Source organism: Neoaquamicrobium sediminum (assembly GCF_040970315.1).
GTDB classification, from domain to species: domain Bacteria; phylum Pseudomonadota; class Alphaproteobacteria; order Rhizobiales; family Rhizobiaceae; genus Aerobium; species Aerobium sediminum.
Genome location: NZ_JAZHFV010000005.1, coordinates 127165 through 150384, shown reverse-complemented (window position 1 = coordinate 150384; position 23220 = coordinate 127165). Strand labels below are relative to the sequence as shown.

The 23220-nt window shown below is 64.2% G+C and carries 27 protein-coding genes and 1 riboswitch; of the genes, 12 read left to right on the top strand and 15 right to left on the bottom strand.

What is annotated here, in order from left to right; translation table 11 throughout:
• Window positions 1-54: 54 nt before the first annotated feature.
• On the bottom strand, window positions 55-672 hold the full coding sequence (locus tag V1479_RS15915; protein ID WP_368803778.1) for a queuosine precursor transporter: 618 nt from the start codon (window positions 670-672) through the stop codon (window positions 55-57).
• 78 nt (window positions 673-750) lie between these two features.
• Window positions 751-1047: a 50S ribosomal protein L28 gene (gene rpmB, locus V1479_RS15910; protein WP_173189385.1), complete on the bottom strand. Its 297-nt coding sequence runs from the start codon at window positions 1045-1047 to the stop codon at window positions 751-753.
• A gap of 254 nt (window positions 1048-1301) precedes the next feature.
• Between rpmB and V1479_RS15905 the strand changes: the two genes are divergently transcribed.
• The 3 genes from V1479_RS15905 (at window position 1302) to V1479_RS15895 (ending at window position 3691) form a co-directional block, all read left to right on the top strand.
• Window positions 1302-2063 (top strand): DUF3108 domain-containing protein, encoded by a 762-nt coding sequence (locus V1479_RS15905; RefSeq protein WP_368803776.1) that lies wholly within the window; start codon window positions 1302-1304, stop codon window positions 2061-2063.
• 72 nt (window positions 2064-2135) lie between these two features.
• On the top strand, window positions 2136-3026 hold the full coding sequence (gene yddG / locus V1479_RS15900; RefSeq protein ID WP_368803775.1) for an aromatic amino acid exporter YddG: 891 nt from the start codon (window positions 2136-2138) through the stop codon (window positions 3024-3026).
• Entirely contained in the window at window positions 3023-3691 is a 669-nt protein-coding gene (locus tag V1479_RS15895; RefSeq protein WP_368803774.1) for a lysoplasmalogenase family protein, read from the top strand. The genes yddG and V1479_RS15895 overlap by 4 nt, the downstream gene beginning before the upstream one ends.
• Here the strand turns inward: V1479_RS15895 and V1479_RS15890 are convergent.
• Together V1479_RS15890 and gloB are read right to left on the bottom strand one after the other, a co-directional pair.
• Window positions 3681-4112, bottom strand: a complete 432-nt coding sequence (locus tag V1479_RS15890) for a cupin domain-containing protein (RefSeq protein ID WP_368803773.1) — start codon at window positions 4110-4112, stop codon at window positions 3681-3683. The genes V1479_RS15895 and V1479_RS15890 overlap by 11 nt on opposite strands.
• A gap of 1 nt (window position 4113) precedes the next feature.
• Window positions 4114-4881 (bottom strand): hydroxyacylglutathione hydrolase, encoded by a 768-nt coding sequence (gloB, locus tag V1479_RS15885; RefSeq protein ID WP_368803772.1) that lies wholly within the window; start codon window positions 4879-4881, stop codon window positions 4114-4116.
• A gap of 108 nt (window positions 4882-4989) precedes the next feature.
• Here gloB and V1479_RS15880 point away from each other — a divergent pair, with 108 nt between their 5' ends.
• Both V1479_RS15880 and V1479_RS15875 read left to right on the top strand, forming a co-directional pair.
• Window positions 4990-5742 (top strand): class I SAM-dependent methyltransferase, encoded by a 753-nt coding sequence (locus tag V1479_RS15880; protein ID WP_368803948.1) that lies wholly within the window; start codon window positions 4990-4992, stop codon window positions 5740-5742.
• Between the two features lie 59 nt (window positions 5743-5801).
• Window positions 5802-7112, top strand: coding sequence for a mechanosensitive ion channel family protein (locus V1479_RS15875; protein WP_368803771.1), 1311 nt, complete (start codon window positions 5802-5804; stop codon window positions 7110-7112).
• Between the two features lie 20 nt (window positions 7113-7132).
• On the opposite strand, the gene metA is transcribed toward V1479_RS15875, so the two are convergent.
• The gene (metA, locus tag V1479_RS15870; RefSeq protein WP_368803770.1) at window positions 7133-8071 is read right to left on the bottom strand and encodes a homoserine O-acetyltransferase MetA; all 939 of its coding nucleotides are present in this window, start codon (window positions 8069-8071) and stop codon (window positions 7133-7135) included.
• Window positions 8072-8125: 54 nt separating this feature from the next.
• Window positions 8126-8203, bottom strand: a riboswitch (SAM riboswitch).
• An 80-nt stretch (window positions 8204-8283) separates the two neighbouring features.
• On the opposite strand from metA, the gene hisC reads away from it, so the two are divergent.
• On the top strand, window positions 8284-9387 hold the full coding sequence (gene hisC / locus V1479_RS15865; RefSeq protein WP_368803769.1) for a histidinol-phosphate transaminase: 1104 nt from the start codon (window positions 8284-8286) through the stop codon (window positions 9385-9387).
• A 3-nt stretch (window positions 9388-9390) separates the two neighbouring features.
• A complete protein-coding gene (locus tag V1479_RS15860) occupies window positions 9391-10326 on the top strand; it encodes a prephenate/arogenate dehydrogenase family protein (RefSeq protein WP_368803768.1) in 936 nt (311 codons plus the stop codon).
• Window positions 10327-10329: 3 nt separating this feature from the next.
• Here the strand turns inward: V1479_RS15860 and V1479_RS15855 are convergent, their stop codons facing one another.
• A complete protein-coding gene (locus V1479_RS15855; RefSeq protein WP_368803767.1) occupies window positions 10330-11322 on the bottom strand; it encodes a DUF2125 domain-containing protein in 993 nt (330 codons plus the stop codon).
• 62 nt (window positions 11323-11384) lie between these two features.
• Here V1479_RS15855 and V1479_RS15850 point away from each other — a divergent pair, with 62 nt between their 5' ends.
• A complete protein-coding gene (locus tag V1479_RS15850; RefSeq protein ID WP_368803766.1) occupies window positions 11385-11933 on the top strand; it encodes a gamma-glutamylcyclotransferase in 549 nt (182 codons plus the stop codon).
• On the opposite strand, the gene V1479_RS15845 is transcribed toward V1479_RS15850, so the two are convergent.
• From V1479_RS15845 to ftsE, 4 genes are all read right to left on the bottom strand, one after another.
• The gene (locus tag V1479_RS15845) at window positions 11893-12693 is read right to left on the bottom strand and encodes a lysophospholipid acyltransferase family protein (RefSeq protein WP_368803764.1); all 801 of its coding nucleotides are present in this window, start codon (window positions 12691-12693) and stop codon (window positions 11893-11895) included. The genes V1479_RS15850 and V1479_RS15845 overlap by 41 nt on opposite strands.
• Window positions 12694-12778: 85 nt before the next feature.
• Entirely contained in the window at window positions 12779-13468 is a 690-nt protein-coding gene (locus V1479_RS15840) for a YdcF family protein (protein ID WP_173189361.1), read from the bottom strand.
• A 64-nt stretch (window positions 13469-13532) separates the two neighbouring features.
• Complete coding sequence (locus tag V1479_RS15835) at window positions 13533-14519, bottom strand: cell division protein FtsX (RefSeq protein WP_368803763.1); 987 nt, start codon at window positions 14517-14519, stop codon at window positions 13533-13535.
• Window positions 14512-15171 carry a cell division ATP-binding protein FtsE gene (gene ftsE, locus V1479_RS15830; protein WP_173189357.1) on the bottom strand — a complete coding sequence of 220 codons (660 nt, stop codon included), beginning with the start codon at window positions 15169-15171 and terminating at the stop codon, window positions 14512-14514. Before ftsE ends, V1479_RS15835 begins: the two co-directional genes overlap by 8 nt.
• Before the next feature lie 180 nt (window positions 15172-15351).
• On the opposite strand from ftsE, the gene V1479_RS15825 reads away from it, so the two are divergent.
• Genes V1479_RS15825 through V1479_RS15815 form a run of 3 tightly spaced genes read left to right on the top strand, consistent with a single transcriptional unit; the run spans window position 15352 to window position 16886 of the window.
• On the top strand, window positions 15352-15978 hold the full coding sequence (locus V1479_RS15825) for a hypothetical protein (protein ID WP_368803761.1): 627 nt from the start codon (window positions 15352-15354) through the stop codon (window positions 15976-15978).
• Window positions 15978-16520: a hypoxanthine phosphoribosyltransferase gene (gene hpt, locus V1479_RS15820; protein WP_368803760.1), complete on the top strand. Its 543-nt coding sequence runs from the start codon at window positions 15978-15980 to the stop codon at window positions 16518-16520. Before V1479_RS15825 ends, hpt begins: the two co-directional genes overlap by 1 nt.
• A gap of 3 nt (window positions 16521-16523) precedes the next feature.
• The gene (locus V1479_RS15815; RefSeq protein WP_173189351.1) at window positions 16524-16886 is read left to right on the top strand and encodes a response regulator; all 363 of its coding nucleotides are present in this window, start codon (window positions 16524-16526) and stop codon (window positions 16884-16886) included.
• Between the two features lie 206 nt (window positions 16887-17092).
• Here the strand turns inward: V1479_RS15815 and V1479_RS15810 are convergent, their stop codons facing one another.
• The 4 genes from V1479_RS15810 to V1479_RS15795 all read right to left on the bottom strand — a co-directional run bounded on the left by V1479_RS15810 (window position 17093) and on the right by V1479_RS15795 (window position 21669).
• Window positions 17093-18094, bottom strand: coding sequence for an esterase-like activity of phytase family protein (locus V1479_RS15810; protein WP_368803759.1), 1002 nt, complete (start codon window positions 18092-18094; stop codon window positions 17093-17095).
• Window positions 18091-19983 carry a cobaltochelatase subunit CobT gene (gene cobT / locus V1479_RS15805; protein WP_368803758.1) on the bottom strand — a complete coding sequence of 631 codons (1893 nt, stop codon included), beginning with the start codon at window positions 19981-19983 and terminating at the stop codon, window positions 18091-18093. Before cobT ends, V1479_RS15810 begins: the two co-directional genes overlap by 4 nt.
• 3 nt (window positions 19984-19986) lie before the next feature.
• Window positions 19987-20973, bottom strand: coding sequence for a cobaltochelatase subunit CobS (gene cobS / locus V1479_RS15800; RefSeq protein ID WP_368803757.1), 987 nt, complete (start codon window positions 20971-20973; stop codon window positions 19987-19989).
• Between the two features lie 78 nt (window positions 20974-21051).
• Entirely contained in the window at window positions 21052-21669 is a 618-nt protein-coding gene (locus tag V1479_RS15795; RefSeq protein ID WP_368803756.1) for a J domain-containing protein, read from the bottom strand.
• A gap of 147 nt (window positions 21670-21816) precedes the next feature.
• On the opposite strand from V1479_RS15795, the gene V1479_RS15790 reads away from it, so the two are divergent.
• The gene (locus V1479_RS15790) at window positions 21817-22119 is read left to right on the top strand and encodes a BolA family protein (RefSeq protein ID WP_173189343.1); all 303 of its coding nucleotides are present in this window, start codon (window positions 21817-21819) and stop codon (window positions 22117-22119) included.
• 6 nt (window positions 22120-22125) lie between these two features.
• Here the strand turns inward: V1479_RS15790 and rlmN are convergent, their stop codons facing one another.
• Window positions 22126-23145, bottom strand: a complete 1020-nt coding sequence (rlmN, locus tag V1479_RS15785; RefSeq protein WP_368803755.1) for a 23S rRNA (adenine(2503)-C(2))-methyltransferase RlmN — start codon at window positions 23143-23145, stop codon at window positions 22126-22128.
• Window positions 23146-23220 lie beyond the last annotated feature (75 nt).

Below are 23220 nucleotides of genomic sequence, written 5' to 3'. Positions count from 1 at the left end.
GCCCGCGCTGAGCGCCGGCGACCCAAAGGCGAGCGATGTGGCGCGTGAGCGGAACTAAGCTCTTGCCGGCTTGAGCACGCTCAGCAGCGCGCCGTAGGGCGCCAGCATGATGATGGAAATCAGCATCTTCACGCCAAAATCGCCGAGTGCGAGCGACACCCACAACGGGAGCTCGCCGCCCAGCAGGAACGGCACGGCAAAGCCGAGCGAGCTGTCCTCGCTGCCGAGCGCTGTGTCGAGGAAGGCGAAGCGGTCGGCAAAGGCCAGCGAGAAGAACAGCACCGTGTCGACGATGGCGCCGATCACCGACGAGATCAGCGGCGCCTGCCACCAGGCACGTTCCCTAAGCCTGTCGAAGACGGAGACGTCGAGAAGCTGCGCCACCAGAAAGGCCGAGCCGGAAGCAATCGCGATGCGTGGCGTCGCCAGCCAGATCGACAGCACCACCGCGATGGCGAAGCCGACATAGACGACCTTGCGCGCGGCGGCGGGGCCGTAGCGCCGGTTCGTCAGATCGTTGACGAGGAAGGCGAGCGGATAGGTGAACGCACCCCAGGTCAGGAGATCCTGAAGCCCGAAATGCGCGAATGGAAACTGGACGAGGAAGTTGGAGGCGACGACGACTGCCGCCATGGAGGCCACGAAGGGCCAGACCTGTAGCTGTCTGGACATTTTTTTATCCTGGGTGATGGAACCAGTGGGCGGGCCGGATGCCCGCCGCATCATCGAAAGGCGCTAAAGCGACCGCGCTTAGGCGGCAGCCTGCTCGGCAACCTTCTTGGCGATCTGCTTCTTGAGCAGGCGGGCGCGCTGCGAAAGCTCGGACACGCTGGCCTTGAGCAGGAAAGCGTCGAGGCCGCCGCGATGCTCGACCGTGCGCAGCGCGTTTGCCGAGATGCGCAGGCGCACGTTCTGGCCGAGCGCTTCCGAGATCAGCGTCACGTCGCACAGGTTAGGCAGGAAGCGACGACGGGTCTTGTTGTTGGCGTGGCTAACATTGTTGCCGGTCATCACGGCCTTGCCGGTCAGTTCACAAGCGCGGGACATGTCTTGTACCTTCGTTTCGTTGCCGGGCCATACCCCACTGCCGCACCATCAGCGAACGGCGCGCGGGCAGTATCAGGCGGCCTCTTGGAAAAGTTGCCGTTCCCATAGTGGCATTTGGCCATCCGGTCAAGCGCAAGCTCACCGCGAGCGCGCAAAACCACCTCGCCCATCCTTATATTCGCCGGATTTGACCGCCAAGCAGCGGACCACCCGGAGGGAACGGAAGGGACACTCCTACCAGACGGAAGGTGCCGATGGCCCGCTCGCTTGCTTCATGTCTAGTTCTTTTTGTCCTCGCGACAACCGTGCCCGCTGCGGCTGCGCAACAGCAATCCTTCAGCGCGGATTATTCGGTGACGCTGCTGGGCCTGCCGATCGCCAAGGCGCGCTTCGACAGCACGTTCACCGCAGACAGCTTCACCATCGACGGGTCGCTCACCAGTTCGGGCATCGCCCGCATCTTCGACAAGACGACCGGAACCACGCGCGTCGAAGGCTCCATAGGCAGGGATGGAGCGTTTCCACGCACCTTCCGCTCGCACTACGATTCCGGCCGCAAGAAGAGCCGCACCACGATACGCTTCGCGCGCGGCACGGTCTCGAGCGTTGAAAACAAACCGGAACCGAAGCGCGGTGACACCTGGATACCGGTAGCCGAAGACCACTTGCGCGCAGCACTCGACCCCCTGACGTCGACGCTGATCCGCACGTCCGATCCTGACGCCGTATGCAACCGCACCATCCGGGCATTCGACGGCGAGATGCGCGCCGATCTACAGCTTTCGCCCCGCGGCCCGGCCGATTCGAACGGCCGCGTCACCTGCGACGCACGCTTCGTTGCCGTATCCGGCTATCGCAAGGGCCGCAAGCAGATCGACTTCCTGCAAACGAGAAGCCGCATCGCGATCACATTTGCCCCACTGGGGAAGACCGGCTTTTTCACGCCGGTAGACGCTTCCGTCGGCACTCAGATCGGACCCGTGCGCATCACCGCGCAGCGCATCGAAGCGCGCTGAGGACCCTCCAGCCCTTGCCGCCAGCCCGCCATCCGGCTAACGCTGCGCGCACGAGGCGAGGAGGCACCACCGATGGCGCGCGCAACCCTGATCGGATTTTCTGCGGTCGTGATGTGGGCGCTGCTGGCGCTGTTTACCGCCGCCTCCGGCGCGGTGCCGCCGTTCCAGTTGTCCGCCCTTACCTTCGCGATCGGCACTTGCGTCGGCCTCGCCATGCGCGCCGTCAGCCCGCCCGCAACGCGCGCCCCGATCCCACCCGTCGTATGGCTGATCGGCATCGCCGGCCTGTTCGGCTACCATTTTTTCTACTTCACGGCTCTGCGTAACGCGCCGGCGGTCGAGGCCAGCCTGATCGCCTATCTCTGGCCTCTGCTCATCGTGGTCGGCTCTGTCCTTCTGCCCGGCGAGACACTGCGCTGGCACCACATCGCAGGTACGGTGCTAGGGCTAGCCGGCGCGTTTCTGATCGTCTCGCGCGGTGGCGGGCTCTCCTTCGACGCGCAATATGCGTTCGGCTACGCAATGGCCGGCCTGTGCGCGTTGACCTGGTCGTCCTATTCGCTGCTGTCGCGACGGTTCCCGGCGGTGCCGACCAGCGTCGTCACCTGGTTCTGCGCGGCGACGGCCATGCTCTCGCTTGTATGCCACCTGCTGCTTGAGGAAACCATCTGGCCCGCCGATGCAGGCCAGTGGCTGGCCGTGGTGGGGCTCGGCCTGATGCCCGTCGGCGCGGCCTTCTATGCCTGGGATCACGGCGTAAAACGCGGCAACATACAGGTGCTGGGCGCAGCCAGCTATGCCGCGCCGCTGCTCTCGACGCTGGTGCTGATCGCGGCGGGCGCGGCAACCGCCAGTTTCAACATTCTTGTTGCCTGCCTGTTGATCACGGCCGGCGCAGTGCTCGCCGCCAAGTCCATGCTGTTCAAGCCCAGAACCCGGGCAAGAGGGGAGGTCGGCGCATGATGCCGTTTGCCGGCGGGCCGGAGTCGCTTTCCAACGGCACGCTGTTGCTTTCCGCCGTAGCCGCCTTTCTCCACCTGTTAATGCTGCATCGGCCGCCATCCTGGCGGAGAACGGTCGTCAAGACGGGTTCGGTCGCCCTGCTGGCGGTGTTGGCGCAGGTCGAGGGTGGGCCGCTTCTGCTGGTCGCCGCCCTGGCGCTGAGCGCGATCGGCGACGCGTTTCTGGCACAAGACGGCGAAAAAGCCTTCCTCGGCGGGCTTGCGAGCTTTCTCGTCGCCCATCTTGCCTATGTCGCGTTGTTTGTAGCTACCGGCGCGGGGACCGAAATCCTCGCCGTGCAGCCGTGGCGGCTGGCATTGCCGGTGGCCGTCACCTTGACCGCACTGCCGCTGCTGCGCCGGCTTCTGCCTGCGGCCGGACCTAACATACGGCCGGCCGTGGGGGCTTACGCGGCCGCCATCCTTGCCATGATGTGGAGTTCGGCGACGGTCGCAGCTCCGCTGGTAATGGTTGGCGCAGCGATGTTCGTTGTTTCCGACGCGATACTGGCCACGGCGAAGTTCCTCTTCGCGCCGGCATCGCGCCACCACGGCTGGGCGGCGCCCTCGGTGTGGATGCTGTATTATCTGGCGCAGGTTGCGATCACCCTCGCCTTCATCCTCTGACGGGCGGCTCCCAGCCCGGCGGGGCAAGTTCGAAAGCGGAAAACAGGAAGCCGGGCGCGACCGTGCAGCCGACCAGCGTCCAGGCACCAGTCGAACGCGCCGCCTGCCAGCAACCGGCCGGCACGATGCCCTGTGGGCGCTCCCCTGCCGCAAGGTCGGCACCGAGCCGCACCCGCTCGACAACATCATCGCCCTCGCGCCAGATCGTCAGTTCCAGCGGCGCACCGGCATGAAAATGCCAGATCTCGGCGGCATCCTTCACGCGGTGCCAATGCGAACGATCCCCCTCTTCCAGCAGGAAATAGATCGCGGTCGAATGACCGCGCTCGCCGCCGGCATCATCGCGGAAGGTCTCGACATACCAGCCGCCTTCCGGATGCCGCTGCATGCCGAGCGTGGCAATGATGTCGGCCGCCCGCATGTCAGGAGACGTCCTTGCGCTTGCGGATTTCGGCGAACACGGCCTCGTCGGTGGCATTCTCCATGCCCAGATTGCGGCGGATCGCAGGGTCGTGCCAGCGCATGAACGGGTTAGTCGCCATTTCCTCGCAGATGGTCGTCGGCAATGTCGGCTGGTTGTCGGCGCGCAACGCCTCAACGGCTTTCAAGCGCTGCTTCAGCACCGGATTGGTCGGATCGACGGTCAGCGCGAAGCGGGCGTTGGACAGCGTATATTCGTGGCCGCAATAGACGATGGTTTCAGCCGGCAGCCCGGCAAGCTTCTTCAGCGAGGCGAGCATCGTCGCCGGTGTGCCTTCGAACAGGCGCCCGCAGCCAAGCGCGAACAGCGTGTCGGCGGTGAACGCGACGCGGGACCGCGGCAGGTAGTAGGATACGTGGCCGGCCGTATGGCCCGGCGTCTCGATGACCCGCACCTCTTCATCGCCGAGCCGAACGGTATCGCCCTCGGCAACGGTCTCGTCGATGCCCGGTATCTTTGACGCCTCGGCCTTTGGCCCGACGATGCGCAGCCCGAAACGCTCCTTGAGCGCCAGATTGGCTTCCACGTGGTCGGGGTGGTGGTGCGTGGTCAGGATCATCGTCGGCGTCCAGCCGGTGCGCTCGACCGCGTCGAGGATGGCTCGCTCCTCCGGCGCATCGATCAGTGCCGTCTCGCCACTGGCGGCATCGCGCACCAGCACGCCGAAATTGTCGCTTCGGCACATGAATTGTTCGATCTCGACCGCCATGTCGCGCCTCCTTTGATTGCGGCGGCACGATAGGGCGCGGCGCACGCATTGTCACCGCCCGGCAGAGCTTTCTTGAAGTCGCATCGGCGCACGGATACGGTTCGCGCCATGTTGTCGGACATCATAGACCTGCGTGCCTTCTACGCCTCGACGCTAGGCCGCCTCGCCGAGCGCTCGATCGCGATGGCACTGTCCTCGGTCTGGGCATCGCTGCCCAACGAGCGGCTGGTCGGCCTTGGCTATACGTTGCCGTGGCTGGAGCGCTTCGGCGGTGATGCCGAGCGCGTCTTCGCCTTCATGCCCGCGCTGCAGGGGGCGGTGAACTGGCCCGCCGGCGGCCCCTCGGCTACGGCGCTGGTGTTCGACGAGGAACTGCCGCTGTTCGATTCGTCCATCGATCGCATATTGCTCGTCCACGCGCTCGAACATGCCGAGAACCCGCGCGAGACCTTGATGGAAATCTGGCGCGTGCTGGCGCCAGGTGGCAGGCTGGTCATCGTGGTACCCAACCGTCGCGGCGTCTGGGCGCGGTTCGAGCACACGCCTTTCGGAACCGGGCGGCCGTTTTCCCGCACGCAGCTCAACAACCTGCTCCGGGACACCAATTTCACGCCCGGGTCATGGGCGGACGCGCTGCATTTTCCACCATCTCGAAGACGCTGGATGATGCGACTGCACGCACTGCTGGAGCGTACCGGCCGGCGGCTATGGCCGATCTTTGCCGGCGTGATCGTGGTTGAAGCCCAGAAGCGGCTGTACCAGGGCGTGCCTGTCGCGGCGCGAGCCTCGCGGCGTGTGTTCGTGCCGGTGCTCTCCCCGCAGGGCGCGACACGGGCGGTTCGCGAAGACGCCCGCACCTAGGCCCATAGCGCTGGTAATCCTGCGTACAGTCGTTAACCTCCCAAGAGGGAGGATCGCCGATGCCTCAGGAACTCGTCGACGCCGGCCAGTCATGGCTCGAATACGCGATGCGGCCCTGGTTTGCCTACCAGCTCGTTCTCATCGCGCTCCTGTTCCTTGCGGCGAAACTCATCGCCCGCCGCCTCGAAGCCTCACTCGAGGAGCGCGCCCGGCAGATACGCGGCCAGCCGGCGATGCTGCGCGTTCTGGTGGCGCTGCTGCGGCGGGTCGACTGGATCCTGTTCGTCGCGTTCCAGGCCACCGCGCTCGTCGTGCTGAATCGCGTCACTTGGCCGAGCAACACCGTGCTGGTGTCGATTTCGCTGTCGCTTGCGCTTGCCTGGCTAGTCGTTACCGTCGCATCACGCGTCATTCGCAACAGGTTCGCAGCGCGGCTGGTGCAGTGGCTGGCCTGGATCTATGCCTGCCTGACCATTCTCGACCTTGACGACGACGCATCCCTGGCGCTGGAGAGCATTGCACTGCCGCTGGGCACAACGCGGCTGACCGTTCTTCTGCTGCTCAAGTCGACGTTGCTGCTGATCGCCGCGATCTGGCTGGCCGTGATGATCGGCAACATGATCGACGACCGGGTGAAGGCTGCAAGCGACCTGACGCCCTCGCTGCGGGTACTCATCGGCAAGATCGTCAAGTTCGCGCTGATCGTGCTTGCCGGCACCGCCGCGCTGTCGGCGGTCGGCGTCGATTTGACGGCACTGACGGTTTTTTCGGGCGCGGTCGGCGTCGGCGTCGGCTTCGGATTGCAGAAGGTCGTGTCCAACTTCGTTTCTGGCATCATCATCCTGCTCGACAAGTCGATCAAGCCCGGCGACACGATATCGCTGGGCGACACCTTCGGCTGGATTCGCGATCTGCGCGCACGTTTTGTCTCCATCGTCACGCGCGACGGCAGGGAATACCTGATACCCAACGAGGATTTCATCACACAGCAGGTGATCAACTGGTCGTTCTCGGACGAGCTGGTGCGGCTCGACGTGAAGTTCGGCGTTTCCTACGACGCCAACCCGCATCAGGTTTCCGAACTGGCGATCAAGGCCGCAATGACCGTGTCGCGCGTCGAGGCCAGCCGGACGCCGGTCTGCTGGCTGACCCAGTTCGGCGATTCCTCGCTCGACTTCGTTCTGCGCTTCTGGATCAAGGACCCGCAGCAGGGATTGACGAACGTGCGCGGCAAGGTGCTGCTGGCGCTGTGGGATGCCTTTCAGGAGGCCGGCATCGCGATCCCCTACCCGCACCGCGAGATCGTCTTCAAGACGCCGATCCCCGAAAGCAAGCCGCGATCGCAGCGGCGCAGGAAGCCGGCCGGCTGAAGCAACGGCCGGCTGCGTGATCAGGCCACCACCGCCTCCGAACTGCCGCCGAGCTCCGCCAGGTCGTACGGCGTCGTCTGATAGACTTGGTTGATCCAGTTGCCGAAGAGCAGATGCGCATGCGAGCGCCAGCGGTTGAGCGGTGGTCGCGCCGGATCGTTGCCCGGGTAATATTCGTGAGGCACCTCGATCGGCGAGCCGGCCGCGACATCGCGGTCGTACTCCTCCTTCAGCGAGGTAGAGTCGTATTCGATGTGGTTGAACATGTAGAGCCGATTTCCGGTCTTCTCGGCAAGCATGCAAGGGCCGGTGGCATCCGACTCCATCAACAGCTCCAGCCCGGTATTGGCCGCGATGTCGGCGCTGCGAACCTCCGTCCAGCGCGAGACGGGAATGGCGAAGTCGTCAGAGAAGCCTGTGAGGAAGGGCGATGCCGGAGCATGGTTTCGGTGGCGGTAGACGCCGAACGCCTTCTTCTCCAGCGTGTATTTGGGCACGCGGTGGAAATGCCACGCGGCAGCCATGGCGCCCCAGCAGATGAAGAAGGAAGAGTGCACGTTGGTCGTCGTCCAGTCGAGGATTTTGGTCAATTCGTCCCAATAGGTGACGTCCTCGAACGGCAGCAGCTCGATCGGCGCCCCAGTGACGATGAAACCATCGAACTTGCGCGACCGGACCTCCTCCCATGTCTGGTAGAAGGTGATGAGATGCTCTTCGGACGTGTTCTTGGCCTTGTGATTGCCGATGCGCACCAGCGTCAGCTCCACCTGCAGCGGCGTCGCGCCTATCAGCCGGGCAATCTGCGTCTCCGTGCGGATCTTGTTGGGCATCAGGTTGAGCAGCCCGATCTGCAGCGGCCGGATGTCCTGCCGCAGCGCCGAGCGCTCGTCCATGACGGACACGCCCTCGCGCACCAGTACGTCGCGGGCGGGAAGCTGGTCGGGGATCTTGATCGGCACTGCAAACACTCCAAAAACAAAAAACCGGCGGCGAATTCGCGGCCGGTCCCAACGGACATGTTGCAAACGGCCCTTTAGCAACTTGTTTAACGTGGCTGCAAGCCGACCGGCCAAATCACCACGGGTCTGATCTTGCTTTTAGGCCTGCCCGCCCTTTGCGTCAACGGCAAAGCTTGCTAGAGGCAGGCGGCCCTTCAAGCTGGAATACGCCCATGACCACCGAGCTTCGCCCGCAACCGCGCCCCGGCGTGATGGAGATCGATGCCTACGTGCCCGGCAAGAGCCATGCGCCGGCCGGTGTTGCGAAGGTTCACAAGCTGTCGGCCAACGAGAACCCGCTCGGGCCATCGCCGAAGGCGGTAGAGGCCGTGCGCGCGATCGCAGACCGGCTGGAACTCTATCCCGATGGTTCGTCGACGCGCCTGCGCGAGACGATTGCCAGCGTGCATGGGCTGAACGCGGCCAATGTAATGGCCTTCAACGGCTCGGACGAGGCCATCGCCCTGATGGCACGCACCTATCTGCGCGACGGCGACGAGGCGATCTACAGCGAGCACGGCTTCCTCGCCTATCCGATCTACATCCGCGCGGCCGGCGCCACCCCGGTCGTGGCCAGGGAAACCGACGAACGCGCCGACGTCGACGCAATCCTTGCCGCCGTGACGCCGAAGACGAAAGCGGTGTTCCTCGCCAATCCCAACAACCCAACCGGCACCTATCTGCCCTTCGGCGAGATACGCCGGCTGCATGCAGCGCTGCCCAGGGACGTGCTGCTCATCATCGACGCCGCCTACGCCGAATTCGTGCGCCGCAACGACTACGAAGCGGGCGTCGAGCTCGTCGCCGGTTCCGCCAACGTCGTCATGACCCGCACCTTCTCCAAGGTCTATGGCCTGGGCGGCGCGCGTATCGGCTGGATCTATGCGCCGCAACATGTCGTCGACGTGCTGGAGCGGGTGCGCGATCCGTTCAATGTCAGCGCCATGGCGATCGAGGCGGGTGTCGCTGCCATGCTCGACCGCGCGCATGTGGAGCGCTCCGCGGGCCACAACGAGGAGTGGCGCAACTGGACGAGCGAGGAACTGCGCAAGCTTGGGCTGAGGGTCACGCCCAGCGTCGGCAACTTCATCCTCATCCATTTCCCGGACGACGCACGATACTCGGCCGCCGCTGCCGACGAGTATCTGAGCGCGCGCGGCTATCTGCTGCGCCGTGTCGCCGCTTACGGCTTTCCCAACGCGCTGCGCATGACAATCGGCACCGAGGAAGCCAATCGCGGCGTTGTCGCCGCCCTGTCCGAATTCCTGAAAGACTGAACGATGCCTAATCCCATGTTCGACCGGATCGCGCTGATCGGCATCGGCCTCATCGGCTCGTCGCTGGCGCGGAAGATCCGCCAGGAAAACCTCGCTGGCGAGATCGTCATTTCGACCCGGAGCCAAGAAACGCTGGCGCGCGCCGCCGAGCTCGGCCTCGGGGACCGATACCTGTCCGATCCCGCCGAAGCGGTCGTGGAAGCCGACCTCGTCATTGTTTCGGTGCCTGTCGGCTCTTCCGGCGCGGTGGCGGAGCTCATCGCATCGTCGCTGAAGACGGGCGCCATCGTGACCGATGTCGGCTCGACCAAGGCGTCGGTGATCGCGCAGATGCAGCCGCACATGCCGGAACACGTCCATTTCATCCCCGGCCATCCGCTCGCGGGCACGGAAAAGTCCGGCCCCGATGCCGGCTTTGCGGAACTGTTCGAAAACCGCTGGTGTATCCTGACGCCTCTGGAAGGCACCGATGAAGCTGCGGTCGAACGTCTCGCCGCCTTCTGGCGCGGATGCGGCTCGAATATCGACACGATGGACCCGCAGCACCACGACATGGTGCTGGCGATGGTGTCGCACCTGCCGCATATCATCGCCTACAACATCGTCGGCACCGCCGACGATCTGGAAACGGTGACCAAGTCGGAGGTCATCAAATATTCCGCCTCCGGCTTCCGCGACTTTACGCGACTGGCGGCCTCCGACCCGACCATGTGGCGCGACGTGTGCCTGCACAACAAGGACGCGATCCTCGAGATGCTGTCGCGTTTCTCCGAGGACCTCGCCTCGCTGCAGCGCGCGATCCGCTGGGGCGACGGCGACAAGCTCTTCGAGATGTTCACGCGCACGCGCGCCGTGCGCCGCTCGATCATCGAGGCCGGGCAGGAAATCGACGCGCCAGACTTCGGCCGCTTCGTCGCCTCCCATCCGGAGAAGCGCTGAACTTCAGAGCGGCGATATAGAGCCCAGCGACAGGAAGCCAAGACGTACTTCGCCGCCGTCGATACGCAGCGGCAATGTGGGCGTGTCTCCCATCGCCGACAGTCCCGTCATGGCGAGCTCGATTTCGCTCCGGGATTCGGGCATCAGCTCGGCCAGGATGCTTGCCAGCGCCTGAGGCTCGCGCACCGTGACGCTCAGCTCGGCGTCGACAAGCCCCGCCTCGTCGATCGCCACCGGCCCGGTGATCGTCACACCCGCACCTTCAGGCGTCGAGAGCGTAATGTTGCGGATCGTGCCCGAACGGCCGCGCAGGCTGCGACGGTCCTCGATCGGCTCCGCCCAGCCAGCCAGCGACACATCCATCAGCCCCTCGAGGGGTGGCAAGGTGGTTGCACCGACCAGTTCGGCATCGAGCAGCAAAGAGGAAAAACGGACGGCCAGATCGAGGTCTGCGCCGGCCGGCCGCATGTGAAGCTGGAAGCCCTCCGCCTGCCCGAGAAGCGGCGACAGGTCGCCCGGCTCATCCAGCCTTACCACCAGGTCGCGGCTTTCCATCGACATCCGCTCGGGCAGCGGCGAGGCGAGCCGCACACTGGCCTGCAGGCTCGACCAGGTTAGATCGAGCGCGTTGAGACCCGGCACCTGCAGTGTCGCCGGCCCGTCGAGTTCGCCTATGATGTGCTTCGGCGCATAGATTTGTGCGGCCGAGCGGAACTGCCGTGCCCGGAAGCCGATGCCGTTTCGTCCGTCCTCGAACATCACCGACCGGCAGAACACGCCTATGCGGAACGGATAGCCACGCGCCTCGGCGTTTTCGCAGCTCGCGCGGCGCCCATCGCGATTAACTCCAGCCACGGTCGCGTTGACCTCGTCGACCAGACGCCCCGAAGCATAGTGCCAGCCGAACGAATAAAGCACGACCGCCAGCACGATCGCCAGCGCGAACCAGAAGAACCGTCTGCTGTAATTGGGTCGTCCTGCACCGCTTGACGCCATGCCCTCGCTCTCGCTACCCCTCGCCCCGGAACTGTCCGGTGCATTCAGTGTGGTTAGGCGATATGGGCGATTTTTGGGTGTTTGGCTATGGCTCGCTGATGTGGCGGCCGGGTTTTGCCCATACCGAAACGCACAGGGCGCGCCTCATGGGCTATCGCCGTGCGCTGTGCGTGCGCTCGCACGTCCACCGCGGAACGCCGGATCGGCCGGGCCTTGTGCTAGGCCTGGACCGTGGTGGATCCTGCCTCGGCCTCGCCTTCCGTGTCCCGGACGATCTTTCCGGCGAGGTGATGGCCTATCTGCGCGATCGCGAGCTCGTCACCAACGTCTACCTGGAAAAAAGGCTTCCTATCAGGCTCGACAGCGGCGACACGGTTGAAGCCGTGACCTACGTCGTCGACCGTCATCACCTGCAATATGCAGCGCGCGTCGATGTCGATGAAGCAGCGCGAACCGTCCGCAGCTCGGTCGGCCAGTCCGGCCCGAACGAGGAGTATGTGCTGAACACGATCGGCCACTTGAGGGCACTGGGCATCCGTGATCACTGGCTGGAGCGGGTCGCCGAGCGCCTCAGTCCCTCGCAGCCGGCGGTTCCACCCCGAGTTCCCTGAGCCGCTTTACGGCCGTGGGCGGCATCTGCGGTGGGTTGGCCGAACGCGCGGCCTCGACCAGCAGTTCATCGCAGGCAGCCTCGGTTTCGGAAACCAGTCGCTCCATGAACGCTTCCTTTCCCAGCCCCGGCTCGATCGGAGGCAGGAAGCGGGCATGGATGACGCCCGGAAACCGCAGGAACTTGCGGCGCGGCCAGTAGAGACCCGCGACATGCGCAACAGGCACCACGGGAACACCCAGCGCCGAGTAGATTTCGACGATGCCCCATTTGTAGGCCGGCTCGTCGCCGGGCGCGCGGCGCGTACCTTCCGGATAGATAATGAGCTGCCGGTTCTCCGCCATGCGCTCGCGCGCAATCACCAGCGCCTGTTTCAGCGCCTTGGAGCGGCTGCCGCGGTTGATCGGGATCATGCGCATCTTGCCGACGTACCAGCCGAACATCGGGATCCACATCAGCTCGCGCTTGAGGATGTAGACCGGGTCGCGCAGGTAGGGAAAGAACGAGATCGTATCCCAGAAGGACTGGTGTTTGGGCGCCAGGATGAACGGGCCTTCCGGCAGGTTCTCCAGGCCTTCGATCCGGCTTTCGGTGCCGGCGATCCATTCCTGCAGCTTGAGGCTCGACCGCGCCCAGAACTTCGGCACGAACCAGGCGAGATGGCGCGGCGCGATGAAATAGAACGGTGTCCAGAAGATCATCTGGACGATAAGGCTGACATAGAAGGCGACATTGAACGCCAGCGACCTGACGACGAGCATGGGGACCGGCCTGAGGGGTTGTCGTGCGGAGGTCTGGTTACACCAAGCAGCCGCAAAGGGGAATGCGTCGCGGCCCGAGCGGGTCCTATTGGACCATTTCGGCGGAAGCAGGCGCCGTCACCTCCACCATGCCGGCCTGCTGCGAGCCAAGACGCGGGAACGCTCCCCGCACCACTGCCGCGAGATATTTTGCGTACTCGGTCAACAGCACCCGCAGCGCATCGCGGTTAGTCATCCACTCTCCGCCGTCGAGGCGGGTGTTGACGACCGGATAGGGCAGCAGGTCGGTGTCGCCGATCAAACGCTTCAGTTCGAGCAGGCTGCGCGGCATGTGATAATTGTTGGTGACCACGATGACGCTGCCATAGGCATGACTGGTCACCCATTTGGCGCTCTCTTCGGCGTTGCCGATCGTATCGAGCGCCGCGCGGTCGATATCGACGCAGCAAGCGAAGAGATCCGGGTCTCCACCCGTCGCCTGTTGCAGGTCGACCACGCGCGCCGAGGGGTTCACGCCGCTGATGAGCAGCCGCTGTCCTTTGCCCGAGCGAAGCAGGTCGAATGCCGCGTCGAGACGCTTCTCACCGCCGGTCAGGACGATGATGGCGTCGGCATCGCGCGGCTCGGCAGGTGTGGCAAGTCGGGCCACATGCGTGGAAAAGGCCGCAAACCCGCCGAGAAACGCAAGACAGCCGCACAGAAGCACGACTGCCGAGACGGCAAGCGCGCGCAGCCAGCGCCTCTGTGGCGCAACTGTCCTTACGGGCCCCTTCATAGTGCCATGGTTAACTGCGAATTGCGGCAATGAATAGCCGCTTCTGAAAGAGTTTCAGCAGCTTTCAACCGTCATGATGACGGGCATCGATGTCTCCCAGATAGGAAACCACCGTCAGGTGCGATGTGGCTGCAGTCAGCGCGCCGACAGCGATAACCACCAGGGCCACACCTGCATAACCCGCTGTACCGATTGCAAAATTGCCGAAAAGCGCCGTGGCCTGATCGGCTTCGGGCGTCGCCATGTTGCGCGAAGACCACCATGAGAAGGCAACGAAGACGATGATAGCGGCTAATCCGCCCGCCGCAGCCCCCTTCATGCCGGTGAGCAGGAAATGGCGGCGGAACTCGCCGGCGATGAATCGCGCCTCGGCCCCGACGAAATGAAGCACCTCGATGATGTGGCCGTTGCCGGCCATCGCACCGCGCGTGGCGAAGACGACGGAAAGCACGGTGGCTGCAAGCATCAGTGCCAGCACCGAAATGCCGATTGTGACGGTCGTGCGCGCCATGGCGACCAGCCGGTCGACCCAGGTGCGGTGATCGTCGAGCGACGCTTGAGGCACTTCAGCGCTGAGCGCTGTACGCATCGCGGCGAAATCCGGCGGCGATGCCGGATCGATAGTCACGATCACGAGGCGTGGCACGGGCAGTTCGTCGATGTCGAGGCCCGAGCCAAGCCACGGTTCGAGCAACCTGATCGTTGCCTCCGCACCGACGATCGAGGCCGAGCGCACGCCGGCGAAGCCGGAGACGATGCGTTGCGCGGTGGCCAGACCGGCCTCCATGTCGAAGCCTTCGGCCGGCTTGATCTGGATCGTCGCCTCGCGGGCGATCTGGGTCTGCCATGTCGCCGCGGTGTCGCGCACCAGCGTGACCGCGCCAAGCGTCAGGCAGGACAGGAACGTCATGATGGCGATGACAAGGATCAGCGCGCTGCCCGCGACGTTCTGTGGTGGCACGATAGGCGCGGACTTGCGCGGCGCGCGCTCCGGGCGTGCCGGGGCCGCTTCCTCGTGCTCGGCCTCTTCTGCTGGATCCCGATCAATCATGGATTTCCAGCCGCCCGTCAGCGAGGATCATGCGCCGCGCGTCGACCTGCTCCATCAGGCCGAGATCGTGGGTGGCGATGACCACCGCCGTTCCCAGCCGGTTCAGTTCGATGAAGAGGCGCAGAAGCCGGCGCGCCAGCGGCGGATCGACATTGCCCGTCGGTTCGTCCGCCAGCAGGATTTCCGGCTGTTCGATCAGCGCCCGCGCGATTGCCGCGCGCTGCTTTTCGCCGCCCGACAGCACGGGCGGCAGCACATGCATGCGCTCGCCCAGACCCACCCATTTCAGAAGCTCGATCACGTCCGACCGATACGTGGCCTCCTCGCGCCCGCGCACACGCAGGGGCAAGGCCACATTCTCGTAGGTGGTCATGTGGTCGAGCAGGCGGAAGTCCTGGAACACGACGCCGATGCGCCGCCGCAGCATCGGCAGTTCGCGACGTGTGATGCGCGCGCGATCCTTGTTGAAGACCGTGATGAGCCCGCGCGTCGGCTTGAGCGACAGGAACAGCAGGCGCAGCAGCGTGGTCTTGCCGGCGCCCGACGGGCCGCTCAGAAACTGGAACGAGCGTTCAGGCAGATCGAATGAGATGTCGCGGAGGATCTCCGGTCCCATGCCATAGCGAAGGCCGACATTCTCGAATCGGATCACCGGGAGTCCTTACGTCTTGCGATTGGCCGGTTGCGTTTCGGCGGAACGGGGCAAGCCCGAACATCCATCGGCATGGTTAAGGCCGGGTTAAATTCCACGTCTGAAGGGTGTTTCCGCAGCGAAGCATTAACCATTTCGGTCTACTGCCTGCAGGAGCACCGCTAAAGGACGGCCGGCCGCATGAACGAGGACGACAAGGCACGCCCGGTTTCCGGCGAAATCATGACAGGCGAGGCCATACGCAGCGGAAACGTGCGCAAGGCCGATGTCACGGACGCGGAATACGAAACGGTGGACGGTCCGGCAAACGCCAGTCCGCGCGGCTTCGAGCCTGTCGCGCCGGCAACGGGCATGGATTTTCTCAAGGCCGATATCGCCGCCGCGCAGGATGAACCGCGCGGCAGGCAGGGCGGGCCCCTCTTCTGGTCTTTCGGTCTCACCCTTGTCATCCTCGCCTTCTGGATTTCCGGCGGCCATGCGCTTGTGCGCAACGTCGTGCTTCCCGCCCCTTCCGAGCGGCTGCAGCCGCTGCGGATCGGCGAGGTCAAGAGCCGGATCGAGAATCGCGGCGGCCGCGATGTGCTGTTCATCGACGGTCTTGCCGAAAACCATGGCGGCAGCGCTAGCCGGCTGCCGCCGATCGAAATCATGGTCACCGACAACAACGGCGCGGCAACGCGCTATTTTCTGGGGACAAACGGCGCCGAACTGCAGCCTGGCGACCGCTACTCCTTTTCGAGCCGCCTGGAGGCACCTAGGTACGGCGTGAAATCCGTTTCGGTCAGCTTCCGGGAAGGTAACCGCTGATGCCTGTGGTACGCGGCAAGGAAATCGAGGTTCTGTTCAGCGCCTCGGCCATCGCACGACGCAATCTTGAACTCGCCAAGGAAATCGCCGAGCGCGACTACGAGGACCTGCTGGTCATCTCGATCCTCAAGGGCTCGTTCATCTTTGCGGCCGACCTGATTCGCGCCATGCACGACACCGGGCTATCGCCGGAAGTCGAGTTCATCTTCATCTCGAGCTATGGCACCGGAACAACCTCCGGCGAGGTGAAGGTACTGCGCGACATCGACAACGAGGTCGCCGGCCGCGACGTGCTGCTGATCGATGACATTCTCGAATCGGGCAAGACACTGAAGTTCACACGCGAACTGATGATGTCGCGCGGGGCGAAGAGCGTCTCGATCGCCGTGCTGCTCGACAAGCACAGCAAGCGCCAGACCGAGCTGACGGCCGACTTCGTCGGCTTCGACTGCCCCGACTATTTCGTGGTCGGCTACGGCATGGACGTCGCGCACGCCTTTCGCGAGCTGCCGTTTGTCGGCGTGGTCAAGGGAGACGCCTGAGGTATGGCAAGGATACTGATCGTCGAGGACGACGAATCCGTCCGCGCCTTCACCGCACGCGCTATCGCCGCTGGCGGTCATGAGGTCGAGACTGCCGAAGACGGCGATCTCGGGCTCGAATCGATCCGCAGCGCCGATGGCGGTTACGACCTCGTACTCTCCGACATCCGCATGCCTGCCATGGACGGCATCGAGATGGCCAAGCGCGCCGCCAGCGAGTTCCCGGGCCTCAGAATCCTGCTGATGACCGGCTATGCCGAGCAGCGCGAACGCGCCGCGGACCTTGCCGACATCATCATCGACGTCGTGCCGAAACCCTTCACGCTGAACGAGATCAGGACCAAGGTGCAAAGGGCGCTGCAGTAGCGGCACAGCGGCCTTGGCTTTGGTGCGTCCTTCGAGGCTCGCTTCGCTCGCACCTCAGGATGAGGGATGTGGTTTGATCGAACCCGCTCGCGGTGGGCTCGATAAAAGCCGACAAGACCACCCTCGAACCCACCATCATGCAGGAGCGATGCACTACAGTCCTCATCCTAAGGTGCGAGCGGAGCGAGCCTCGAAGGACGCACGACCTAGTCCAGCAGGCGGAATTCCAGGTAGATCGTCCTTTGCAGAAAGGACTGGTTGTCGTCGGAGACGACTGAGATGATCGTCTCGCCGTCCTCGCGCTGCCAAACGTCCAGCGCTTCCATGTTGTCGATCCTGTAAGCGAGATCGGCCTGCATCAACACGGTGCCGTCGACCAACACGCCCGGCATGAGGCTTGCCGCCTCGATCCGCCGCAGCCGCATGGCAACGCCCTGTGCGATCGAGAAGCGTCGTTCCAGAAGCAGAAGGTCGCCGTCGGGCAGGAATGCCCCGTCGGTCACGTCGAAATCGTCACTGCGCAGAACCTTGAAGATGCCACGCTGCGGACCCTCGACAATCGCGGCGAAGATGTTGCCTTCGGTATCGATGCTGCGTTCTGCGACCACGATCCGGGCTCCGGCGAGCGCGCTGTCGTCGGGTGCGCGCGCGACGGTCTCGAAGCCCTGATTGTAGCGCAGCTCGTGGCGCGGCACGACGAAGTCGATCTCGCGCAGCGGGCCGGCCATCCCATCCGGGCCTATGGCATATTCGACGATGCGCGCATCGCGCTCGAAGGCGACCGTGGCGATGCCGTCATTGACCTCCAAGCCCTCGGCATCTTTGTCTTCCTTCGCGTCCACGACATTGCCGTTGGCGTCGACCATCGCCTGCAGGCTGAAATCGCTGACACGTACCGGCACATGATCGCCGTCGCGCTCGATGCGCCCGCGGAACCAGTAGCCGTGATCGGCAACGCCGAGAAACGCGCTTCCCGGCGACAGGAATCGCAGACCGGAAAACTGGCCGAAACGGCGATCCTGCGCACTCAGCTCGAGCCCGCCAACGAATTCGAGCCACCCGAAACGTGTCTCGGCCGAGCCGAGCGCGAACCGCGTAATCTGGGAACTCTGGAGCTCGACGGGCTCGGGGGCGCCTTCCTGCGCGTAGCCCGCTCCGTATGTCAGAAACAGCAGCACGGCGCCAAGCGCCGCCTGAAAACGCCTCATCGCCCGCGACGGGCGACACGCCGCGCATCGCGCTGGTTCTCTTCGCCGAACAGCGCGGCAAGCTGCTCGGTCATGGCGCCGGCCAGTTCTTCGGCATCGACGATGGTTACGGCGCGGCGATAGTAGCGCGTCACGTCATGGCCGATGCCGATCGCCAGAAGCTCCACCGGCGAACGCGTCTCGATCAGCTCGATCACGGCGCGAAGATGCCGCTCCAGATAATTGCCCGGATTGACCGACAGCGTGGAATCGTCGACCGGCGCGCCGTCCGAAATCATCATCAGGATCTTGCGCTGCTCGGGCCGCGCGATCAGCCGCTGATGTGCCCACAGGAGCGCCTCGCCGTCGATATTCTCCTTCAGCAAGCCCTCGCGCATCATCAGGCCGAGATTGCGCCGGGCGCGCCGCCAGGGCGCGTCCGCCGACTTGTAGATGATGTGGCGCAGGTCGTTGAGCCGACCCGGATTGGCAGGCTTGCCTTCTTTGAGCCACTTCTCGCGCGACTGTCCGCCCTTCCAGGCGCGGGTTGTGAAGCCGAGGATTTCCACCGACACGCCGCAACGTTCCAGCGTGCGCGCCAGAATGTCGGCGCAAGTGGCGGCGACTGTGATCGGGCGACCGCGCATGGAGCCCGAATTGTCGAGCACCAGCGTGACCACCGTGTCGCGGAACTGGGTGTCGCGCTCCCACTTGAACGAGAGCGGCTGCATCGGGTCGATAACGACACGCATCAGACGCGCTGTGTCGAGCACGCCCTCTTCCAGATCGAAGTCCCAGGAGCGGTTCTGCTGCGCCATCAGACGGCGCTGGAGGCGGTTCGCGAGCCGGCCGACCACGCCCTGCAGATTGGCGAGCTGCTTGTCGAGGAAGGCGCGCAGGCGTTCCAGCTCCTCTTCGTCGCAAAGCTCCTCGGCCCCGACCGTCTCGTCGAACGCGCCGGTGAAGATCTTGTAGTCGATCTCCTTGGGCAGGTTCGCGAAGGGGTTGTCCTGCCGCTTGGCTTCGCCCGGCGTCTCGGCGTCGAGGTCCTCGTTATCGGAAAGCTCGTCGGCGCTGGCTTCCGAGGATTCCGTTTCGCCGGTCTCCTCATCCTCGCTGGCGCTGTCGCTTTCCTCGGCCTGCGACTGCTCGGAGCCGGAATCGTCCTCGCCGCCCTGCTCGCTGCTTTCCTCGCCCTGCGGCTCGTTTTCTTCGTCTTCAGATTCCTGGCTCTGCTCGTCCTCGCCCAGCTCTTCGGCCATCTCCATCGAGGCGAGCATCTCGCGCACCACGCGGGCGAAGGCCTGCTGGTCGTCCAGCTTGTCGGCGAGCCCGGCAATGTCGCCGCCGGCCTTGTCGTCGATCCACTTGCGCCAGAGATCGACGACGCGCTGGCCGCTGCGGGGCGCTTCACGGCCAGTCAGCTTCTCGCGCACCATCAGCGCGATGGCTTCCTCCAGCGGCGCATCGGCCTGGTCGGCGACGTCGGCGAGGTTGGCCTTGGCGTATTTATCTTCCAGCATCGAGCCGATATTGTCGGCCACGCCTTGCATCGCCCGGCTGCCGATCGCCTCTACCCGTGCCTGCTCGACGGCGTCGAAGATGGCGCGCGCCTGCTTGCCCTCGGGCGCAAGACGCGTATGGACGCGCGGGTCGTGGCATGCGCGGCGCAGCGCCATCGAATCGCCCAGCCCACGCGTGACGGCAATGTCGGCGGCCGAGGCCTTCTTGGGCAGATCAGGCAAACGTGCGCGCGAACCGGCCAGCGCCGGCTTCTCCTTGGCGAACGCGACTTCGAGCTCACCGTCACCGGCAAGCGCGCGCATGCAGACCGAGACCGCCCGTTTGAACGCGTCGGTGTCGCCGCCCTTGCCGGGCTTGTTGCGCGTATTGTCGCCTGGGCCCGCCAACGGCTACCCCAGCACCACGTTTGCAGCGCTTTCCGGCAGTTCCTCGCCGAAGGCGCGCTGATAGAACTCGGCCACGACGGCGCGCTCCAGCTCGTCGCACTTGTTCAGGAATGTGAGGCGGAAGGCAAAGCCGACATCATTGAAGATTTCGGCGTTCTCGGACCACATGATAACCGTACGCGGGCTCATCACCGTCGACAGATCGCCGTTGATGAACGCGGAACGCGTCATGTCGGCGACCCGCACCATCTTGTTGACGATGTCGCGGCCCTTCTCGGTGCGGAAGTGCTTGGCCTTCGCCAGGACGATCTCGACCTCGTTGTCATGCGGCAGGTAGTTGAGCGTGGTGACGATGGACCAGCGGTCCATCTGCGCCTGGTTGATCTGCTGCGTGCCGTGATAGAGGCCGGTCGTGTCGCCGAGGCCGACCGTATTGGCGGTGGCGAACAGGCGGAATGCCGGGTGCGGACGAATGACGCGGCTCTGGTCGAGCAGCGTCAGCCGGCCGGAGGATTCAAGCACACGCTGGATGACGAACATCACGTCGGGCCGGCCGGCGTCGTACTCGTCGAAGACCAGCGCGACATTGTGCTGATAGGCCCAGGGCAGGATGCCGTCGCGGAACTCGGTGACCTGCATGCCTTCCTTGACGACGATGGCGTCCTTACCGACGAGGTCGATACGGCTGACATGGCTGTCGAGGTTGATGCGCACGCAGGGCCAGTTCAGCCGCGCCGCGACCTGCTCAATATGGGTCGACTTGCCTGTGCCGTGATAGCCCGAAACCATCACGCGGCGGTTGTAGGCAAAGCCCGAGAGGATGGCGAGCGTGGTCTGACGGTCGAACAGATAGTCCGGATCGACGTCCGGCACATGTTCGTTGGCGTCCGAATAGGCCGGCACCACCATCGAGGAATCGAAACCGAAAGTGTCCTTCACCGAGACTGTGGTGTCGGGAAGGTTTGCGATGTCGCGATCGTGCTTGTTCATCATGCCTCCACACGCGGAAGCAACGCTGCCGCCAGTGTTCCTGTCATCTTCGGGGGCCGTCTTTAGCAGACCGCGTCGCTAACACAAACCTGCTTGTTTGAGCACGCGGTAAGCTTGCAGAACATCGCGAAACCGGTCTTCCGAACCCCTGTCGCCACCATTCGCATCCGGATGGTGGCGCTTCACGAGTTCCTTATAACGCGACTTTATGGCGGCGCCAGTCGCGCTGGCCTCAAGTCCAAGCGTTTCCAGCGCCTTGGCCTCAAGAGACTTGAGCTTGCGCGTACGCGGACGCTCCGGATCCCGCTCGCCGCCAAACATGCCGAACGGGTCGCGCACGCGATTGTAATAGCCCGCGGCACCCGAGCGCTTCTGCGCATAGTCGGGGGTAGAGCGCGAATGGCCGTTGACGCCCAGCTTCCACGTTGGCCGGTGGCCCGTCATCGCTTCCTTCTGGTAGCGCGCGACCTCGCTGTCGGCCAGCCCCGAGAAGTAGTTGAAACCCTTGTTGTATTCGCGCACGTGGTTGAAGCAGAACTGGAAATATTCGCCCTCGCGCATACGGCCCACGGGTGCGCGATGGGTGCCCGCCTCCTCACAACCGTCCCACTGACATATCGGCGCGTGCGACTTCAGCTCCGCCTGCGGGTCGCGGCGGACTTTGATCTTCTCGAAATATTTTGAATACGGTTTCATCCGTTCCTGAGCCGAAGCAGCCAGACGATTATGGTCTCTTCGCAGTGCGATACAAGAATTGACATTTGCGGGATCATCCCCCAACCGCATGAATCGAAACGATGTCGGCGGTGCGGAACCGTCCTCATATGGTGAAGGAAACCGACCTTGTCCATCCAGTCCACGATCGAAGCGAAGCTTGCCGCGGCCTTTTCACCGGAACGCCTCGCCGTCATCAACGAGAGCCACCTGCACGCGGGACACCACCATACGGAGTCCGGCCACCACGAGACGTTCGACGGCACGGGTGAAACCCATTTCCGTGTCCGTATCGTGGCAGAGGCCTTCGCAAAGATGAGCAGGATAGAGCGTCACCGCGCAGTCAACGCGCTGCTGGCCGATGAGCTGGCTGCAAGCGTCCACGCGCTAGCGATCGAGCCCGCGGCGCCGGGCGAAAAGACGCGGTGGTGAAGCCCGTCAGCCTATCCTGATGCCGGTAAGGTCGCGGAGCCACAGTTGCCCACACGCAGCGCCGATGTCGCGTCCCTGCGTGTCGCGCACGACCACCGGCACGCCTGCCCTTTCAAGCTTCTGGCGGAAAAATCCGAGACGGTCATCGCTGGTGGGCGCCAGGTCGACCGAGTCGACCGGATTCCATCGCATCAGATTGATACGGGCCGGCCGGCCTGAAAACATAGAGATCAGCCGCTGCAAATCCGCGTGGGTATCGTTGATGCCCGGCAGAACGAGATAGACGAAGGTCACCACACGGTTGTGCCGCTGCGCCCATGAAAGCGCGCCAGCGACCACCTCGCGCAAGGCATGTTTGCGCGCTCCGGGGATGAGACGATCCCGCACCTCCTGTGTCGTCGCGTGCAGCGAAATCGTCAGACTGATCGCAAGATGCTCCTCGCGAAGGCTTCGCAGAGCCTTGGGAATACCAATCGTAGAGACGGTTATCCCCGACGTCGGAAACGCCATGCCGCGCCTGTCCCGCAGGATCCGTATTGCATCCAGAACATTGGCATAGTTGTTCAGCGGTTCGCCGATTCCCATGAAAACAATGCGGTTGACCTTGGGGCCGGCTCTGACCACCTGCTCGACGATTTCGCCTGCGCTCAGGTTTCTTTTGAGGCCTGCTTGACCGGACGCGCAGAAGCGGCAGGCGAATGCGCAACCCACTTGTGAGGAAACACAGGCAGTCATGCCATCGCGGCGGCGAATGAGAACGGTTTCGATCGCATAGCCGTCGTCGAGCCCAAACAGCACCTTTTCAGACCTGCTTCCGCGCTCCCGGGCTTTGGTCGAGAGCTTCCGTAGTCTGATCCCCGATTTGTCGGCCCAGTCACGCAGCCGACCTGGCAAATCCCGCTGCGGTGAGAACAGGTCCCGATAATCGATGGCGGTGCCATATGCCGCGGCCAGCATATCGAACTGTCTGGCTGTGAGGTCGAGAGCATGGATACGAGGGCTCACGCCCTCGAGGCTTTCATCCAACTTGAGTCCTGAGAGGTACATGGTCGGTCCGTGCGGCGTCACCACACATGGGCGACAATCGCTGTATAAATAACC

Coding starts and splice junctions, on each gene's coding strand:
- hisC (WP_368803769.1), top strand. CDS start 8,284: ATGACCACCGAGCTTCGCCCGCAACCGCGCCCCGGCGTGATGGAGATC.
- gloB (WP_368803772.1), bottom strand. CDS start 4,881: ATGGCGGTCGAGATCGAACAATTCATGTGCCGAAGCGACAATTTCGGC.
- V1479_RS15810 (WP_368803759.1), bottom strand. CDS start 18,094: ATGAGGCGTTTTCAGGCGGCGCTTGGCGCCGTGCTGCTGTTTCTGACA.
- V1479_RS15905 (WP_368803776.1), top strand. CDS start 1,302: ATGGCCCGCTCGCTTGCTTCATGTCTAGTTCTTTTTGTCCTCGCGACA.
- V1479_RS15835 (WP_368803763.1), bottom strand. CDS start 14,519: ATGATTGATCGGGATCCAGCAGAAGAGGCCGAGCACGAGGAAGCGGCC.
- V1479_RS15825 (WP_368803761.1), top strand. CDS start 15,352: ATGAACGAGGACGACAAGGCACGCCCGGTTTCCGGCGAAATCATGACA.
- V1479_RS15855 (WP_368803767.1), bottom strand. CDS start 11,322: ATGGCGTCAAGCGGTGCAGGACGACCCAATTACAGCAGACGGTTCTTC.
- V1479_RS15815 (WP_173189351.1), top strand. CDS start 16,524: ATGGCAAGGATACTGATCGTCGAGGACGACGAATCCGTCCGCGCCTTC.
- rpmB (WP_173189385.1), bottom strand. CDS start 1,047: ATGTCCCGCGCTTGTGAACTGACCGGCAAGGCCGTGATGACCGGCAAC.
- V1479_RS15850 (WP_368803766.1), top strand. CDS start 11,385: ATGGGCGATTTTTGGGTGTTTGGCTATGGCTCGCTGATGTGGCGGCCG.
- yddG (WP_368803775.1), top strand. CDS start 2,136: ATGGCGCGCGCAACCCTGATCGGATTTTCTGCGGTCGTGATGTGGGCG.
- V1479_RS15845 (WP_368803764.1), bottom strand. CDS start 12,693: ATGCTCGTCGTCAGGTCGCTGGCGTTCAATGTCGCCTTCTATGTCAGC.
- V1479_RS15895 (WP_368803774.1), top strand. CDS start 3,023: ATGATGCCGTTTGCCGGCGGGCCGGAGTCGCTTTCCAACGGCACGCTG.
- V1479_RS15915 (WP_368803778.1), bottom strand. CDS start 672: ATGTCCAGACAGCTACAGGTCTGGCCCTTCGTGGCCTCCATGGCGGCA.
- V1479_RS15840 (WP_173189361.1), bottom strand. CDS start 13,468: ATGAAGGGGCCCGTAAGGACAGTTGCGCCACAGAGGCGCTGGCTGCGC.
- V1479_RS15890 (WP_368803773.1), bottom strand. CDS start 4,112: ATGCGGGCGGCCGACATCATTGCCACGCTCGGCATGCAGCGGCATCCG.
- V1479_RS15875 (WP_368803771.1), top strand. CDS start 5,802: ATGCCTCAGGAACTCGTCGACGCCGGCCAGTCATGGCTCGAATACGCG.
- cobS (WP_368803757.1), bottom strand. CDS start 20,973: ATGAACAAGCACGATCGCGACATCGCAAACCTTCCCGACACCACAGTC.
- V1479_RS15880 (WP_368803948.1), top strand. CDS start 4,990: ATGTTGTCGGACATCATAGACCTGCGTGCCTTCTACGCCTCGACGCTA.
- hpt (WP_368803760.1), top strand. CDS start 15,978: ATGCCTGTGGTACGCGGCAAGGAAATCGAGGTTCTGTTCAGCGCCTCG.
- V1479_RS15795 (WP_368803756.1), bottom strand. CDS start 21,669: ATGAAACCGTATTCAAAATATTTCGAGAAGATCAAAGTCCGCCGCGAC.
- V1479_RS15860 (WP_368803768.1), top strand. CDS start 9,391: ATGCCTAATCCCATGTTCGACCGGATCGCGCTGATCGGCATCGGCCTC.